A 15,644-nucleotide genomic window follows, 5' to 3' on the forward strand; every position below is an offset into this window, starting at 1 on the left:
TAGCCCGTGTCGTGATATGTTGGACGCGTCACCGAATCGGCAATGGGTACGACTGGAGGGCTATGACCAGGATTCTGATCATCGAGGACCACGCGCTTGTGCGCGAGGCCATGGCCCAGCGCGTGGCCCATGTCGAGGCCGGCATGGAGTGCATCGAGGCCGGCAGCGCCGATGAGGCACTTGCGCTGCTGGAGCGCGGGGAAGACGTCGATCTGGCGATCATCGATCTGATGTTGCCCGGCATGAACGGCTTTTCGCTGCTGTCGATCTTTGCCAAGCGCTTTCCGGACATCCCGGCGATCGTGGTCTCGGCCATGGATGACGAGGCATCGGTCCGGCGTGCGCTCAAGGCCGGAGCGTCTGGCTTCGTGTCCAAGGCCAGCTCGGGAGAGGTGCTGGCCCAGGCGGTGCGCGAAGCGCTCGACGGCGGCATGCCGACGCCCTGCGGCACGGGGGGCCGTCCATCGTCCGCGCGGGGCCTGACGCCCGCGGAGCGTTTTGGCCTGACGGCGGCGCAAGGGCGCGTGCTCGAATTGCTCGTGGGCGGGCGCAGCAACCGTGAGATCGCAGAGCTGCTTGGCTTGAGCGAAGGTACGGTCAAGGTCCACATGACCGCGATCTACCGTGCGCTCGGCGTGGGCAGTCGGTCGCAGGCGCTGGTGGCGCTCGCTCGCAGCGGCGCGACGCTCTGAGGTGCTTTCTGCGGAGGATTGGAGCCCGTCGTGGGCGCCGGGTCGTACCTCAGTGCGGGCGGCGGGCGCCGTGGCTCAGGCGCAGCGGCATTTCGGCAGCGGGCAGGCGCTCGCCTTCGGCATCCCGCTCGTCCTCCGCATACGTGTCGGCGAAGTCGATTTCCAGCACTTCAAGTACTTGGCGCGCGAGTGCGCGGCATGCATTTGCAAGCGGCGTTGGCAACTGCTCGGGAACCTGCTTCTGCAGCAGCAGCTTCGAAGAGGACAAGGCATTGACCGGGCGCAGGATGCGATGGCGGTAGGCCCCGAGCAACTGCGCGACGGTGCGGTCGGCGGCCTCGCGCTGCCAGGCGTTGTGCGGCCATTGGGTGGGAATGGCGTAGGCGCGGGGGAACATCTCCAGGTCGCGCAGCACGGTGCGGATGTCTTCGTGCGACTCGCGGAATGGCAGCAGCACGATATCCGATAGGGCGTAGAGCTTTCGGTCCATCTCGGTCCGGTTGCCGCCGCCGTCGATGACGCCGATCCAGTTGTCGAGCGTGCGCAGTTTGTCGACGACTTTGGTGAGTGCGTCACGCGTGCGGGCGTCGGCGATCACATAGCGTCGCCCTCCCGGGGTCAGCGGCTCGCGCGAAGTGTCGGTGAGCACGCACGCGGCGCGCTGTCCGAGCAGGCCCAGACCCTGGCACAGCATGTGCGAGAGCGTGGTCTTGCCTGTTCCACCTTTGTTGCCGATTACGCAGATGATCTCCGCCATGTCGCTACATTCCTTTGCCAGCTGACCGTTTCATGCTGTGCATTATCCGGTCTGGGCGGAATGCGCAAGCGGCGGAAAAGCGGCGTTTCAGTGCTTCATTTCACCGCTTCGATGCCGTTGCGCCGGACCGATGCGGTACACGAACAGCCGCGTATTGCGGCGGTCGGCGACCTCGATCACTTCATCGGGCTCGCGGCCGGGTACCTGGAAGCTGTTGCTCACCAGAAGGCTGCCGCTCCGCATCCCCTTGCAGGCCTTCTCCCACACCCGGGGCATGGGGACGGGCGACAGGAAAGCGTAGACGAGATCGTAGCCGGACCAGTCGTGCGCAAAGAAATCGCCGCGCAGGAGCGCGAGATTGGCCTGCTTGCCGGCGAGCAGGCGGCCGATGAGCCAGGCGGCCGGCGCCAGTTCGATGCCGGTGAACGCGCAGTCGGGACGGCTGGATGCAAGCGGACGCAGCAGGGAGCCGGTTCCTGCGCCGATGTCGAGCACCTTCGCGGCCCGCGGCGGGATCAGGCCAGCTACCGCAGCGGCGGTCTGGCGGTTGCTGAGATAGAGCGGAACCTGGGTTCGGTAGCTGCTCCAGTACACCAGCGCCAGCATCAGGAAGGCCGCGAGAAACCACTCCGGGCGCAGCCCCAGGCCGAGCACCCCCACCACTGCAGGCAGAAATGCGAGATGAATCGGCAGCCACCAGCGCGCGCTGCGCAGTGCGGCTGAGGCGGCACATGCGAGCAGGGCCTGCGTTGCAACCAGCGCCCAGAGGCCGGTCACCGCGCCCACGCGCGCAAGCGCGAAGGCTCCGGCGAGGCCAATGATCTGGGCGAGAAGGGCTTTGAGGGCTGGAGGCATGGTGGGCAGAGGGCGCGAACTGGGCGCTCATGATAGCGCCCCGTGCGGTGTGTGCCGCCAGCGTGACAGCAGCGTGCTCCGTTGCCTGGCCGCAGTCTTCATGGCTTGTGCCTTGACGTGTCCAAAGCCGCGGATGGTCTCCGGCAGTCTGGCGATCTCGAGTGCCAACGGCAGGCGATCGTCGCTCAGCGTGTCCAGCATTTCGGCAATGTCGGCTTCGTAGTCGGCGATCAGGGCGCGCTCGGCGCGGCGTTCGGCAGTGTGGCCGAAGAGGTCCCAGCGCGTCCCGCGCAAACCCTTGAGGCGGGCGAGCAGGCGGAAGATCCGCATCATGCCCGGGCCGAAGGCCCTCTTGGCGACGTGTCCCGTATTCGGATCCGGGCGTGCGAGCAAGGGCGCGGCGAGATGGAAACGCACGCTGTAATCGCCCTCGAAGCTCGCCTCGACCTGCGCCCAGAACGCAGGGTCGGTATAGAGCCGTGCCACTTCATACTCATCCTTGTAGGCGAGCAGCTTGAAGTAGTTGTGTGCGACGGCTTCGGCGAGTCGGGTGCTGCCGGTGCCCGCCTGCCGGGCTTCGATATCGCGTACGCGCTCGACCAGGCTGCGGTAGCGGGCAGCGTACGCGGCGTCCTGGTAGGCGGTGAGCATCTCGACGCGGCGTGTGACGAGTGCGTCCAGTCCAGGCGGTTGGGCCGGGCGCTGGGGGGCGGGCCGGGCGTGGCTTTCCACTGCAGCGAGGTCGTGCGCTGCCCGGCGTCCCCACAGGAAGGCCTGGCGGTTCATCTCGATCGCAACGCCGTTGAGTTCGATGGCCTGCATCAACGCGGCCTCCGATACGGGCACCATGCCCTGCTGCCAGGCAAAACCGAGCAGGAAGAGGTTGGTGGCGATGCCGTCGCCGAGCAGCCGGGTGGCCAGTGCCTGTGCATCCACAAAGCGCAGAGGCGCGCCCTGTGCTGCAAGGTCCTGCACCCCGAGCGCCTCCGCGATGGTCTTGCGCATGCGCTCGAGCGGAAACTGCCAGTCGGGGTCGCGGGCGAACGCCGAAGTCGGGGTTTCGGCGAGGTTGATGACGGCACGCGTGTGTCCCGCGGCCATCTTGGCCAGCGCCTCGATGCTGGCGCTGACGATAAGATCGCCGCCGATTACGGCATTCGCCTCCCCGGCGGCGATCCGTACTGCGTGCAGATCCTCAGGGCGGTCGGCGATGCGGATGTGGCTGTATACCGACCCACCCTTCTGCGCCAGGCCGGTCATGTCGAGCACGGTGACCCCTTTGCCGTCGAGGTGGGCCGCCATGCCGATCAGGGCACCGATGGTGATCACGCCGGTGCCGCCGACCCCGGTGACCAGAATGCCGAAGGGCTGTGTCGTGGCGGGCAGCGCCGGTGCCGGCGGAGATCCGAAGTGACGATCGTCGCCGGCCAGTGCCTTGCCCTTGCGCAACTGCCCGCCCTCGATGGTGATGAAGCTCGGACAGAAGCCCTTGAGGCAGGTGTAATCCTTGTTGCACGAGGACTGGTCGATCTGGCGCTTGCGGCCGAACTCCGTCTCTACCGGCAGGATCGACATGCAGTTCGACTGCACGCCACAGTCGCCGCAGCCCTCGCACACCGCCTCGTTGATGAAGACGCGGCGTGCCGGGTCTGGAAAGGTGCCGCGCTTGCGGCGCCTGCGTTTCTCGGCGGCGCAGGTCTGGTCGTAGATCAGCGCGGTTACGCCGCCGGATTCGCGCAACTCGCGCTGGATGGCGTCGAGTTCGTCGCGGTGGCGGATCGGAACGTGCGGGATGTCGGCCGGGCCGTAGGCACGATCGGTGCCGTCGGTGACGACGACGATGTTGTGCACACCCTCGGCGTGCAACTGGCGCACGATGGTGGGCACGTCGAGCGGCCCGTCGTGAGGTTGGCCGCCGGTCATGGCGACTGCGTCGTTGTAGAGGATCTTGTATGTGATGTTCACCTTCGCCGCCACCGCCTGGCGGATTGCCATCAACCCGGAGTGGAAGTAGGTGCCGTCCCCCAGGTTGGCGAAGATGTGCTTCTCGCGCGTGAAGGGGGCCTGCCCCACCCAGGGCACGCCCTCGCCGCCCATGTGGGTGAACGTGGAGGTGCGCCGCTCCGGCATCCAGGTGACCATGTAATGGCAGCCGATGCCCGCCACTGCGCGGCTGCCCTCTGGCACATGCGTGGAGGTGTTGTGCGGGCAGCCTGAGCAGAAGGTCGGGACCCGGTCTGTGCTGAAGTCGCGTTGTTCGAGTGCGGCCTCCTTGGCCTCCAGGAAGGCGAGGCGGGCGCGGATGCGATCGGAAGTGAAGAAGCGGTCGATGCGCGCGGCGACCACGCGCGCAATCATCGCCGGGGTGAGCTCGCCGGCCGCGGGCAGCAGCCATTCGCCGTGATCCACGGTGCCGTCGGCGCGGACGATGCGCGCCCATTCGCCCTTCTCGTCGAATTTGCCGATGACGCGCGGACGCACGTCCTCACGCCAGTTGTAAAGCTCCTCCTTGAGCTGGTATTCGAGCAACTGGCGCTTCTCCTCAACCACCAGGATTTCGTCCAGCCCCGAGGCGAAATGGCGCACGCCGTCGGCTTCGAGCGGCCACACCATACCCACCTTGTACAGGCGTATCCCGATCTCGGCGGCGAGCGTGTCGTCGATGCCAAGGTCGTCGAAGGCCTGTCGCACATCGAGATAGCTCTTGCCGCAGGTGATGATCCCGAGACGCGGGGAAGGGGCGTCGATGACGATGCGGTTCAGCCCGTTCGCGCGCGCATAGGCAAGCGCGGCGTAGAGCTTGTAGTGCAGCAGGCGCTTTTCCTGCACCAGCGGCGGATCGGGCCAGCGGATGTTGAGTCCGTCCGCAGGCAACGCGAAATCGGACGGAATCACCACCTGCACGCGATTCGGGTCAACCTCGACCGAGGCTGAGGTTTCGACCGTGTCCGCAAGCGCCTTGAACGCCACCCAGCACCCCGAGTAGCGCGAAAGCGCATAGCCGTGTACGCCGAAGTCGATGTACTCCTGCACGCCTGCCGGTGCCAGCACCGGCATCATCATCGACTTGAAGAAGTGATCTGTCTGGTGAGGAAGTGTCGAAGATTTGGCCGCATGGTCGTCGCCTGCCACCACCACTACGCCGCCGTAGCGCGAACTGCCGGCCGCGTTTGCGTGGCGAAACACGTCACCACAGCGGTCCACTCCCGGCCCCTTGCCATACCAGAGCGCGAACACGCCTTGGTACTCGGCCTGGGCGCTCAGGCTCACCTGTTGCGTACCCCAGACCGCGGTGGCGGCCAGGTCCTCGTTGACGCCCGGCTGGAACACGATGTGGCGCGACTGCAGGTGCTGGCGTGCCTTCCAAAGCGTCTGATCGAGTCCGCCCAGCGGTGAGCCGCGGTAGCCGGAGACGAAGCCCGCGGTATTGAGGCCCGCGGCCTCGTCGCGCGCCTTCTGGATCAGCAACAGGCGAACCAGTGCCTGATAGCCGGTGAGGTAGACGCGGCCCGAAGCCAGCGTGTACTTGTCTTCCAGGCTCGGGGCGTGTGCCTGCCTGCGGGGCTCCGCTTCCGTCATGGTCTTTTCCTCCATGCCCAAGATAGTGCTCCGGGTGCTGTGCAGCGCCCCGTGGCGGCCTTGTGGGCCACTGCCGGGCGTTGCGTCGATGAAGCCTAGGCGCACGCAGGCGCGCCCTCAATCAATGAATACCCTGAACCGCCGCTCGGCAAGCTCACCCTGGATCACAGGGCAGAGCGCAACTGCGTGCGCAGTGCACGACCCATCGAACCCTTCCGTTGCCGTGCGAAATTCTGCGCAAAAAGATTTGACACAGACCGAGGTGGGCACTATAGTGCGGGGCTTCCCGGACGGAGGGATACCCAAGCGGTCAACGGGATCAGACTGTAAATCTGACGGCTCAGCCTTCGAAGGTTCGAATCCTTCTCCCTCCACCAAGTTTCAGTCGCGCCGTGTCAATCACGGGCGATGGCAGTGCGGCAGTTGGTTGTGAGCAGTGCGGGCGAGCGTAGTTGCAGGCATGTGCGGGTGTAGCTCAATGGTAGAGCAGAAGCCTTCCAAGCTTATGACGAGGGTTCGATTCCCTTCACCCGCTCCAGCAGCGCTGTATCTGTAGAGTTTCGGAGCCCATGTAGCTCAGTGGTAGAGCACTCCCTTGGTAAGGGAGAGGCCACGTGTTCAATCCACGTCATGGGCACCACTTATTTTCTGCCTGGCCTGGACGGCGGCCAACGTGTGTGGTCGCCGTGCTGGTTTTTCTGGTTCTGATTTTAAGGATAGCGATATGGCTAAGGGTAAGTTCGAGCGCACCAAGCCCCACGTGAACGTCGGCACCATCGGCCACGTTGACCACGGCAAGACCACGCTGACCGCTGCGATCACCACGATCCTGTCGAAGAAGTTCGGCGGCGAAGCCAAGGCGTACGATCAGATCGACGCGGCGCCCGAAGAAAAGGCGCGTGGCATCACCATCAACACGGCGCACGTCGAGTACGAGACGGAAACCCGTCACTACGCGCACGTTGATTGCCCGGGTCACGCCGACTACGTGAAGAACATGATCACCGGTGCCGCCCAGATGGATGGTGCGATCCTGGTGTGCTCGGCCGCGGACGGTCCGATGCCGCAGACCCGCGAGCACATCCTGCTGGCCCGCCAGGTCGGTGTGCCTTACATCATCGTCTTCCTGAACAAGTGCGACATGGTCGACGACGAAGAACTGCTCGAGCTGGTGGAGATGGAAGTGCGCGAGCTTCTGTCGAAGTACGACTTCCCGGGCGATGACATCCCCATCGTCAAAGGTTCGGCGCTGAAGGCGCTCGAGGGCGACCAGTCGCCGATCGGCGAGCCGGCGATCTTCGAGCTGGCTGCTGCGCTGGATTCGTACATCCCGACCCCGGAACGTGCGATCGACAAGCCCTTCCTGCTGCCGATCGAAGACGTGTTCTCGATCTCGGGCCGCGGCACCGTGGTGACCGGTCGTGTCGAGCGCGGCATCGTCAAGGTTGGCGAGGAAATCGAGATTGTCGGCATCCGCCCGACCGTCAAGACCACCTGCACCGGCGTCGAGATGTTCCGCAAGCTGCTGGACCAGGGCCAGGCGGGCGACAACGTGGGCGTGCTGCTGCGCGGCACCAAGCGTGAAGACGTCGAGCGTGGTCAAGTGCTGTGCAAGCCGGGTTCGATCACCCCGCACACGCACTTCACGGGCGAGATCTACGTGCTGTCGAAGGAAGAAGGCGGTCGTCATACGCCGTTCTTCAACAACTACCGTCCGCAGTTCTACTTCCGTACCACGGACGTGACCGGTTCGATCGCGCTGCCGGAGGGCACCGAGATGGTCATGCCGGGCGACAACGTGTCGATCACCGTCAAGCTGATCGCCCCGATCGCCATGGAAGAAGGCCTGCGCTTCGCGATCCGCGAAGGCGGCCGTACCGTCGGCGCCGGCGTCGTCGCCAAGATCATCGAGTAATCGTCTCGCTGATTGCCAGATTGGCGCACCTGCAAGGGTGCGCTTTGCAGTCTCTGCTGCAGGGGTATAGCTCAACTGGCAGAGCGTCGGTCTCCAAAACCGAAGGTTGGGGGTTCGATTCCCTCTGCCCCTGCCATATTTTTCCGGGTGTTCATCCGCAATGGCCGATAAGTTGAAATTCGCGCTGGCGCTGGCACTGTTGGCAGCCGGCGTGGTCGGCTTCTATGTGCTTTCCGAGCAGCCGCTCGTCCTGCGTGTTCTCTCCGTCCTGGCGGGTCTGGGACTGGGTATTGCCGTGGCTTCAGTCTCCGAACCCGGCAAGCGCTTCATAGGCTTTGCGCGTGAGTCGATCACCGAAACCAAGAAAGTCGTCTGGCCGAGCCGCAAGGAAACCACGCAGACCACCGGTCTGGTATTCGCGTTTGCTGTTGCGACTGCGGTCTTTCTCTGGCTGACGGACAAGAGCCTGGAGTGGGTTCTGTACGACCTCATTCTGGGTTGGAAGTGATATGACCAAACGTTGGTATGTGGTTCATGCCTATTCGGGCTTCGAGAAGTCCGTTCAGCGCGCCCTCATCGAGCGGGTGAATCGTTCGGGCATGCAGGACAGTTTTGGCCAGATCCTCGTTCCGGTGGAGGAGGTGGTTGAACTGCGTGGTGGCCAGAAGACCGTGACCGAGCGCAAGTTCTTCCCGGGCTACGTCCTCGTCGAGATGGAGATGAATGACGAGAGCTGGCACCTGGTGAAGTCCACGCCCAAGGTTACTGGCTTTGTGGGCGGTACCGCGAACAAGCCCGCGCCGATCTCGGAGAAGGAGGTCGAGAAGATCATGCAGCAGATGCAGGAGGGGGTGGACAAGCCTCGTCCGAAGGTGCTGTTCGAGATCGGTGAGGTGGTTCGGGTCAAGGAAGGTCCGTTCACCGACTTCCATGGTTCGGTCGAGGATGCGAACTACGAGAAGAACAAATTGCGCGTGTCGGTGACCATCTTTGGTCGCGCCACGCCGGTCGAGCTGGATTTCGCCCAGGTCGAGAAGGCCTGAGCAAAACGGCAGACCCCCGGGTCTGCTGTAGCCCGTTCACGCGGGCGAAGCGAGGAGCGCCGGTACTTCCGGCGCGCTAGCACTCATCACAGGAGCAAGCCGCAATGGCAAAGAAAATCATTGGCTACATCAAGCTGCAGGTTCCGGCCGGTAAAGCCAACCCCAGCCCCCCCATCGGTCCGGCGCTCGGTCAGCGCGGTCTGAACATCATGGAGTTCTGCAAGGCGTTCAACGCCAAGACCCAGGGCCTCGAGCCGGGTCTGCCGATTCCGGTGGTGATCACCGCCTTCGCCGACAAGTCCTTCACGTTCATCATGAAGACGCCGCCGGCGACGATCCTGATCAAGAAGGCCGCCGGCATCCAGAAGGGTTCCGCCAAGCCGCACACCGACAAGGTGGGCAAGATCACTCGTGCCCAGGTCGAAGACATCGCCAAGGCCAAGCAGCCGGACCTTACCGCTGCCGACCTCGAAGCCGCCGTGCGCACCATCGCCGGTTCCGCCCGCAGCATGGGCATCACCGTGGAGGGCCTGTAATCATGGCGAAGCTGTCCAAGCGAGTTCAGGCGCTGCGCGCCAAGGTTGATCGCAATCAGGCGTATCCGGTCGCCGACGCCCTGCGTCTGGTCAAGGAGTGCGCCACCGCCAAGTTCGACGAGTCGATCGACATCGCCGTGAACCTCGGCGTCGATGCGCGCAAATCCGACCAGGTCGTTCGCGGTTCTGTCGTGCTGCCCGCCGGTACCGGCAAGTCGGTGCGCGTGGCCGTGTTTGCCCAGGGCGACAAGGCCGAAGCCGCACGCGCCGCGGGTGCCGAAGTCGTCGGTTTCGACGACCTGGCCGAGCAGGTCAAGGCGGGTAACCTGAACTTTGACGTCTGCATCGCGACCCCTGACGCCATGCGCGTGGTTGGTCAATTGGGCCAGATCCTCGGTCCGCGCGGTTTGATGCCGAACCCGAAGGTCGGTACCGTGACCATGGACGTGGCGACCGCCGTCAAGAACGCGAAGGCCGGTCAGGTCCAGTACCGCACGGACAAGGCGGGCCTCGTGCATGCCACCATCGGTCGTGCTTCGTTCGAACTCGATGCACTGCAGCAGAACCTGTCCGCCTTCATCGACGCGCTGGTCAAGGCCAAGCCGGCTGCCGCCAAGGGCATCTATCTCCGCCGTATCGCCGTCTCCAGCACCATGGGTGCCGGTGTGCGCGTGGAGCCCAGCAGCGTCAACGCTGCGTGATTGCAAGGGCGCCCCTGCGGGCGCCCGAAGTACTTTGAGCCGCAGCGGCAAAAGCGCTGCGGATCGTCAAAGACCGCAGGTGCGCGTTCCTCGTGTTCGCGTTTAAGCATGAAAATGGCCTGCGCAGACGGTGTGCTCAGAACAGGATTTGGCCGTTTATCCGGCCCCGCTCCTGATCAAGGTCGCCGTGGGTGCGAACCACAGTATCGGTTCGCGTGTTGACTTGAAAGGAGGAAAGACCTATGGGTCTCAATCTCGATGACAAGAAAGCCGTAGTGGCTGAGGTGTCGGCACAGGTGGCCAACGCTCAGACGATCGCGGTGGCCGAGTATCGCGGCATTGCGGTGGGCGATCTCACCACGCTGCGTGCGAAGGCCCGCGAGTCTGGTGTTTACCTGCGTGTGCTGAAGAACACCCTAGTCCGTCGCGCAATCGCCGGTACCCCGTTCGAGGGGCTGGCAGGCGATCTGACCGGCCCGCTGATCTATGGCATCTCGGCCGATCCGGTCGCTGCTGCCAAGGTGCTCAACGACTTCGCCAAGGGTAACGACAAGATCGTCCTGCGCGCTGGTTCCTACGCGGGCAATACGCTCGACAAGGCTGGCATTCAGGCGCTCGCCTCGATCCCGAGTCGCGAAGAGCTGCTCGCCAAGCTGCTGGGTGTCATGCAGGCGCCGGTTTCCGGCTTTGCTGGCGCGCTGGCCGCCCTCGCCAAGAAGCGCGAGGAAGAAGGCGCGGCCGCCTGATCGCGAACTCTCGCTACTACGTTTCCCTAAAAAATACCGATTCTGGAGTTATCTCAAATGGCAATCAGCAAAGAAGACATCCTGGAAGCCGTTGCTGGCATGACCGTGATGGACCTGAACGACCTCGTCAAGGCGTTCGAAGAGAAGTTCGGTGTGTCCGCCGCCTCGCTCGCCGTGGCTGCCCCGGGTGCCGCTGCCGCTGCCCCGGTTGAAGAGAAGACCGAGTTCGACGTCGTGCTGCTTGAAGCAGGCGCCAAGAAGGTCGAGGTCATCAAGGTCGTCCGTGCCGCTACCGGCCTGGGCCTGAAGGAAGCCAAGGACGTGGTCGACGGCGCGCCGAAGACCGTGAAGGAAGGCGCTCCGAAGGCTGACGCCGAAGCGCTGAAGAAGCAACTGGAAGAAGCTGGCGCCAAGGTCGAAATCAAGTAATATTCGACTTCCCAGTTGGGCTGGTACTCTCAGGAGTGCCGGCCCTTTCGTGCTTTCTAATCGAGATTGCGGGAGATCCGCAGTTTTCGATGACAGGCCAGAGCGTTTGTCGATCGACCGGTCGCCCTGCAGCAGCGGGCTGCGAGCTACCGGAACCGCCCGAACGTTGTGTCCTGTCTTTCCGATGTTAGCCCTCTAGCCGGAGCATCCATGGCGTATTCCTACACCGAAAAGAAACGTATCCGCAAGAGCTTCGCCAAGCGCGCGGCCGTGCTTGATGCGCCTTTCCTGCTCGCCACCCAGATCGAGTCCTTTGCCGAATTCCTGCAAGCGGACACCCCGCCCGAGGCGCGGCGTAACCAGGGTCTGCAGGCCGCGTTCACCTCGATCTTCCCGATCTCGAGTCACAGCGGCAACGCGCGTCTCGAGTACGTGCAGTACATGCTGGGCGAGCCGGCCTTCGATGTGAAGGAATGCCAGCAGCGTGGCCTGACTTTCGCGTCGCCCCTGCGCGCGCGCGTGCGCCTGGTCATCATGGACCGCGAGGCGCCAAAGGAAACCATCAAGGAGGTGAAGGAGCAGGAGGTCTACATGGGCGAGATTCCGCTCATGACCAACACCGGCTCCTTCGTCATCAATGGCACCGAGCGCGTCATCGTCTCGCAGCTGCACCGCTCGCCGGGCGTGTTCTTCGAGCATGACCGCGGCAAGACCCACTCCTCGGGAAAGCTGTTGTTCTCGGCGCGCATCATCCCCTACCGTGGCTCGTGGCTGGACTTCGAGTACGACCCGAAGGACTACCTCTACTTCCGCGTCGACCGCCGACGCAAGATGCCGGTGACGATCCTGCTGCGCGCGATCGGCCTGACCCCGGAAGAGATCCTCGCCACCTTCCACGATACGGACACCTTCCACCTGCAGGGCGAGGGTGCGCAGTTCGAACTGGTGCCCGAGCGGCTGCGCGGCGAGATGGCGCGCTTCGACATCACGACCCCGGACGGCAAGATCGTCGTCGCGCGCGACAAGCGCATCACCTCCAAGCACATCCGTGAGATCGACCAGGCCGGCGTGAAGACCATGGCGGTTCCGGACGACTTCATCCTTGGCCGCGTGATCGCCAATGACATCGCGGATCCCGAGACCGGTGAGGTGCTGGCGCGCGCAAACGATGAGATCACCGAGGATCTGCTCGATAAACTGCGCCTTGCCAACGTGACCGAACTGCGCACCCTGTACATCAACGACCTCGACCGCGGCGGCTACATCTCGCAGACCCTGCGCATCGACGAAACGGCGGACCAGTGGGCGGCGCGGGTCGCGATCTACCGCATGATGCGTCCGGGCGAGCCGCCCACCGAGGATGCGGTCGAAGGTCTCTTCCAGGGCCTGTTCTATGCCGAGGAGCGCTACGACCTGTCCTCCGTCGGCCGCATGAAGTTCAACCGCCGCGCCTACCCCGAGAAGATCGACGACAAGGCGCCGGGCTGGCTCAAGCGCTTCCACGAGCGTGTCGGCCCGCAGGGCGAGGACGGGCCTGGTGTGCTCACTAACGACGACATCCTGGCGGTGGTCGGCGTGCTGGTCGAACTGCGCAACGGCCGTGGCGAAATCGACGACATTGACCACCTCGGCAACCGCCGTGTGCGGTCCGTCGGTGAACTCGCCGAGAACCAGTTCCGCGCGGGTCTGGTGCGCGTCGAGCGCGCCGTCAAGGAGCGTCTGTCGCAGGCCGAGTCCGACAACCTGATGCCGCACGACCTGATCAACGCCAAGCCGATCTCGGCTGCGATCAAGGAGTTCTTCGGCTCCAGCCAGCTGTCGCAGTTCATGGACCAGACCAACCCGCTGTCCGAGATCACGCACAAGCGCCGCGTCTCCGCGCTGGGCCCGGGCGGTCTGACGCGCGAGCGTGCCGGCTTCGAGGTGCGCGACGTGCACCCGACCCACTACGGCCGGGTGTGTCCGATCGAGACGCCGGAAGGTCCGAACATCGGTCTGATCAACTCGCTGGCCGTGTATGCCCGCACCAACCGTCACGGCTTCCTCGAAACCCCGTATCGCAAGGTGGTCGATGGCAAGGTCACCGACCAGATCGACTTCCTGTCCGCGATCGAGGAAGGCCAGTACGTGATCGCGCAGGCGAACGCCGAGATCGACGCCGCCGGCATGCTGGCGGGCGACCTGGTTTCGTGCCGCAGCAAGGGCGAGTTCCTGCTCGCCACCGCGGACATGGTGCAGTACATGGACGTGGCGCCGGGCCAGATCGTGTCCGTTGCGGCCTCACTGATTCCATTCCTCGAGCACGATGATGCCAACCGCGCGCTGATGGGCGCGAACATGCAGCGCCAGGCCGTGCCCTGCCTGCGACCGGAGAAGCCGCTGGTCGGCACCGGCATCGAGCGCCGCGTCGCGGTGGACTCGGGTACTGCGGTGCAGGCGACGCGCGGCGGCATGGTGGACTATGTGGATGCCAACCGGGTCGTGATCCGGGTGAATGACGACGAAACCCTGCCGGGCGAGGTCGGCGTCGACATCTACAACATGATCAAGTACACCCGTTCCAACCAGAACACCAACATCAACCAGCGTCCGGTGGTGAAGGTCGGTGACCGCATCGCCAAGGGCGACGTGGTGGCCGACGGCGCTTCCACCGACTTGGGCGAGCTGGCGCTGGGCCAGAACATGCTGGTCGGCTTCATGCCCTGGAACGGCTACAACTTCGAGGACTCGATCCTCATCTCCGAGCGTGTGGTCGCCGACGACCGCTTCACCTCGATCCACGTCGAGGAACTGACGGTCGTGGCACGCGACACCAAGCTCGGACCCGAGGAGATCACCCGCGACATCGCGTCGCTGGGCGAGGCGCAGCTTTCGCGCCTGGACGAGTCCGGCATCGTGTATATCGGCGCCGAGGTCGAAGCAGGTGATGTGCTCGTTGGCAAGGTCACGCCCAAGGGCGAGACACAGCTGACGCCGGAAGAGAAGCTGCTGCGCGCGATCTTTGGTGAGAAGGCGTCCGATGTGAAGGACACCTCGCTGCGCGTGCCTTCGGGCATGGTCGGAACGGTGATCGACGTTCAGGTCTTCACCCGTGAGGGCATCGAGCGCGACAAGCGCGCGCAGTCGATCATCGACGACCAGCTGCGCAGCTTCAAGACGGACCTTGCGGATCAGATGCGTATCGTGGAACGGGATGCTTTTGCCCGTATCCGCCGCATGATCGTCGGCCAGATCGCCAACGGTGGCCCGAAGAAGCTCGCCAAGGGCACTGCGCTCACCGACGCCTACCTCGACGGTCTCGAGCTTTACCACTGGTTCGACATCCGCTTGGCGGACGAGACCCTGGCGGTACAGCTCGAGGCGGTGCGCGAGGGCCTGGAGAACACGCGCAAGGACTTCGAGCAGGCCTTCGAGATCAAGAAGAAGAAGCTCACCCAGGGTGACGAACTGCCCCCGGGTGTGCAGAAGATGGTCAAGGTATACCTGGCCGTCAAGCGCCGCCTGCAGCCGGGCGACAAGATGGCCGGCCGTCACGGCAACAAGGGTGTCGTATCGAAGATCGTGCCGGTCGAGGACATGCCGTACATGGAAGACGGCACCCCGCTGGACATCGTGCTCAACCCGCTCGGCGTGCCGTCGCGGATGAACATCGGTCAGATCCTCGAGACCCACCTCGGCTGGGCCGCGAAGGGGCTCGGCCAGCAGATCGACAGGATGCTGCAGGCGCAGGCTTCCGCGACCGAACTGCGCGGCTTCCTCGAGCAGATCTACAACACGAGCGGCAAGCCGGAGGCGCTCGACACCTTTGCCGATGACGAGGTGCGCGAGCTTGCGTCGAACCTGAAGAAGGGCGTGCCCTTCGCAACCCCGGTGTTCGATGGCGCGAAGGAGGACGAGATCCAGCAGATGCTGGAGCTCGCTGGCCTGCCGACGGGAGGCCAGGTCACCCTCTTCGATGGCCGCACCGGCGAGGCGTTCGAACGCAAGGTCACCGTCGGCTACAAGCATGTGCTGAAGCTGCACCACCTGGTCGATGACAAGATGCACGCGCGTTCGACCGGTCCGTACTCGCTCGTCACCCAGCAGCCGCTGGGCGGCAAGGCGCAGTTCGGTGGACAGCGTTTCGGTGAGATGGAAGTGTGGGCCCTCGAAGCCTATGGCGCGGCCTACACGCTGCAGGAGATGCTCACGGTCAAGTCGGACGACGTGACCGGCCGAACCAAGGTGTACGAAAACATCGTCAAGGGCGAGCACAAGATCGATTCCGGCATGCCGGAGTCCTTCAATGTGCTGGTGAAGGAAATCCGCTCGCTCGCGATCGACATCGATCTCGACCGCGGATAAGCCGACCCCGACAACCCTGCGAATGAATCCAGGGGGCGTTGACCCGA

12 protein-coding genes and 4 tRNA genes are annotated in these 15,644 nt (G+C 64.4%); 13 read left to right on the plus strand and 3 right to left on the minus strand.

The window, feature by feature from the left end; translation table 11 throughout:
• Positions 1-62 precede the first annotated feature (62 nt).
• Positions 63-692: a response regulator transcription factor gene (locus ACUH78_RS06095; RefSeq protein ID WP_418363659.1), complete on the plus strand. Its 630-nt coding sequence runs from the start codon at positions 63-65 to the stop codon at positions 690-692.
• 49 nt (positions 693-741) lie between these two features.
• Here the strand turns inward: ACUH78_RS06095 and ACUH78_RS06100 are convergent, their stop codons facing one another.
• From ACUH78_RS06100 to ACUH78_RS06110, 3 genes are all read right to left on the minus strand, one after another.
• Entirely contained in the window at positions 742-1,449 is a 708-nt protein-coding gene (locus ACUH78_RS06100) for a nucleotide-binding protein (RefSeq protein WP_418363658.1), read from the minus strand.
• Positions 1,450-1,536: 87 nt separating this feature from the next.
• Positions 1,537-2,304, minus strand: a complete 768-nt coding sequence (locus ACUH78_RS06105; protein ID WP_445332997.1) for a class I SAM-dependent methyltransferase — start codon at positions 2,302-2,304, stop codon at positions 1,537-1,539.
• Between the two features lie 27 nt (positions 2,305-2,331).
• Entirely contained in the window at positions 2,332-5,883 is a 3,552-nt protein-coding gene (locus ACUH78_RS06110) for an indolepyruvate ferredoxin oxidoreductase family protein (RefSeq protein ID WP_445332996.1), read from the minus strand.
• 292 nt (positions 5,884-6,175) lie between these two features.
• On the opposite strand from ACUH78_RS06110, the gene ACUH78_RS06115 reads away from it, so the two are divergent.
• The 12 genes from ACUH78_RS06115 (at position 6,176) to rpoB (ending at position 15,597) form a co-directional block, all read left to right on the plus strand.
• Positions 6,176-6,260 (plus strand) — tRNA-Tyr (locus ACUH78_RS06115).
• Between the two features lie 87 nt (positions 6,261-6,347).
• A tRNA-Gly gene (locus ACUH78_RS06120) sits at positions 6,348-6,421 on the plus strand.
• Between the two features lie 27 nt (positions 6,422-6,448).
• Positions 6,449-6,523 (plus strand) — tRNA-Thr (locus ACUH78_RS06125).
• A gap of 84 nt (positions 6,524-6,607) precedes the next feature.
• Entirely contained in the window at positions 6,608-7,798 is a 1,191-nt protein-coding gene (gene tuf / locus ACUH78_RS06130; RefSeq protein ID WP_418363645.1) for an elongation factor Tu, read from the plus strand.
• Positions 7,799-7,858: 60 nt separating this feature from the next.
• Positions 7,859-7,934, plus strand: a tRNA-Trp gene (locus ACUH78_RS06135).
• A 24-nt stretch (positions 7,935-7,958) separates the two neighbouring features.
• Positions 7,959-8,306: a preprotein translocase subunit SecE gene (secE, locus tag ACUH78_RS06140; RefSeq protein WP_418363655.1), complete on the plus strand. Its 348-nt coding sequence runs from the start codon at positions 7,959-7,961 to the stop codon at positions 8,304-8,306.
• A gap of 1 nt (position 8,307) precedes the next feature.
• Positions 8,308-8,841 (plus strand): transcription termination/antitermination protein NusG, encoded by a 534-nt coding sequence (gene nusG / locus ACUH78_RS06145; protein ID WP_418363654.1) that lies wholly within the window; start codon positions 8,308-8,310, stop codon positions 8,839-8,841.
• 104 nt (positions 8,842-8,945) lie between these two features.
• Positions 8,946-9,377: a 50S ribosomal protein L11 gene (rplK, locus tag ACUH78_RS06150; RefSeq protein WP_418363653.1), complete on the plus strand. Its 432-nt coding sequence runs from the start codon at positions 8,946-8,948 to the stop codon at positions 9,375-9,377.
• A 2-nt stretch (positions 9,378-9,379) separates the two neighbouring features.
• Positions 9,380-10,078, plus strand: coding sequence for a 50S ribosomal protein L1 (gene rplA / locus ACUH78_RS06155; RefSeq protein ID WP_418363652.1), 699 nt, complete (start codon positions 9,380-9,382; stop codon positions 10,076-10,078).
• A gap of 242 nt (positions 10,079-10,320) precedes the next feature.
• Entirely contained in the window at positions 10,321-10,824 is a 504-nt protein-coding gene (gene rplJ / locus ACUH78_RS06160) for a 50S ribosomal protein L10 (RefSeq protein WP_418363651.1), read from the plus strand.
• A 57-nt stretch (positions 10,825-10,881) separates the two neighbouring features.
• Entirely contained in the window at positions 10,882-11,253 is a 372-nt protein-coding gene (gene rplL / locus ACUH78_RS06165) for a 50S ribosomal protein L7/L12 (protein ID WP_418363650.1), read from the plus strand.
• A 210-nt stretch (positions 11,254-11,463) separates the two neighbouring features.
• Positions 11,464-15,597: a DNA-directed RNA polymerase subunit beta gene (rpoB, locus tag ACUH78_RS06170; RefSeq protein WP_445332995.1), complete on the plus strand. Its 4,134-nt coding sequence runs from the start codon at positions 11,464-11,466 to the stop codon at positions 15,595-15,597.
• The last annotated feature ends 47 nt before the right edge of the window (positions 15,598-15,644 follow it).

The organism is Thauera sp. ZXT1-4 (genome assembly GCF_052598215.2).

Bases quoted from the DNA above. Each gene is read 5' to 3' on its own strand.
- ACUH78_RS06095 (WP_418363659.1), top strand. From the start codon at position 63: ATGACCAGGATTCTGATCATCGAGGACCACGCGCTTGTGCGCGAGGCC.
- ACUH78_RS06100 (WP_418363658.1), bottom strand. From the start codon at position 1,449: ATGGCGGAGATCATCTGCGTAATCGGCAACAAAGGTGGAACAGGCAAG.
- ACUH78_RS06105 (WP_445332997.1), bottom strand. From the start codon at position 2,304: ATGCCTCCAGCCCTCAAAGCCCTTCTCGCCCAGATCATTGGCCTCGCC.
- ACUH78_RS06110 (WP_445332996.1), bottom strand. From the start codon at position 5,883: ATGACGGAAGCGGAGCCCCGCAGGCAGGCACACGCCCCGAGCCTGGAA.
- tuf (WP_418363645.1), top strand. From the start codon at position 6,608: ATGGCTAAGGGTAAGTTCGAGCGCACCAAGCCCCACGTGAACGTCGGC.
- secE (WP_418363655.1), top strand. From the start codon at position 7,959: ATGGCCGATAAGTTGAAATTCGCGCTGGCGCTGGCACTGTTGGCAGCC.
- nusG (WP_418363654.1), top strand. From the start codon at position 8,308: ATGACCAAACGTTGGTATGTGGTTCATGCCTATTCGGGCTTCGAGAAG.
- rplK (WP_418363653.1), top strand. From the start codon at position 8,946: ATGGCAAAGAAAATCATTGGCTACATCAAGCTGCAGGTTCCGGCCGGT.
- rplA (WP_418363652.1), top strand. From the start codon at position 9,380: ATGGCGAAGCTGTCCAAGCGAGTTCAGGCGCTGCGCGCCAAGGTTGAT.
- rplJ (WP_418363651.1), top strand. From the start codon at position 10,321: ATGGGTCTCAATCTCGATGACAAGAAAGCCGTAGTGGCTGAGGTGTCG.
- rplL (WP_418363650.1), top strand. From the start codon at position 10,882: ATGGCAATCAGCAAAGAAGACATCCTGGAAGCCGTTGCTGGCATGACC.
- rpoB (WP_445332995.1), top strand. From the start codon at position 11,464: ATGGCGTATTCCTACACCGAAAAGAAACGTATCCGCAAGAGCTTCGCC.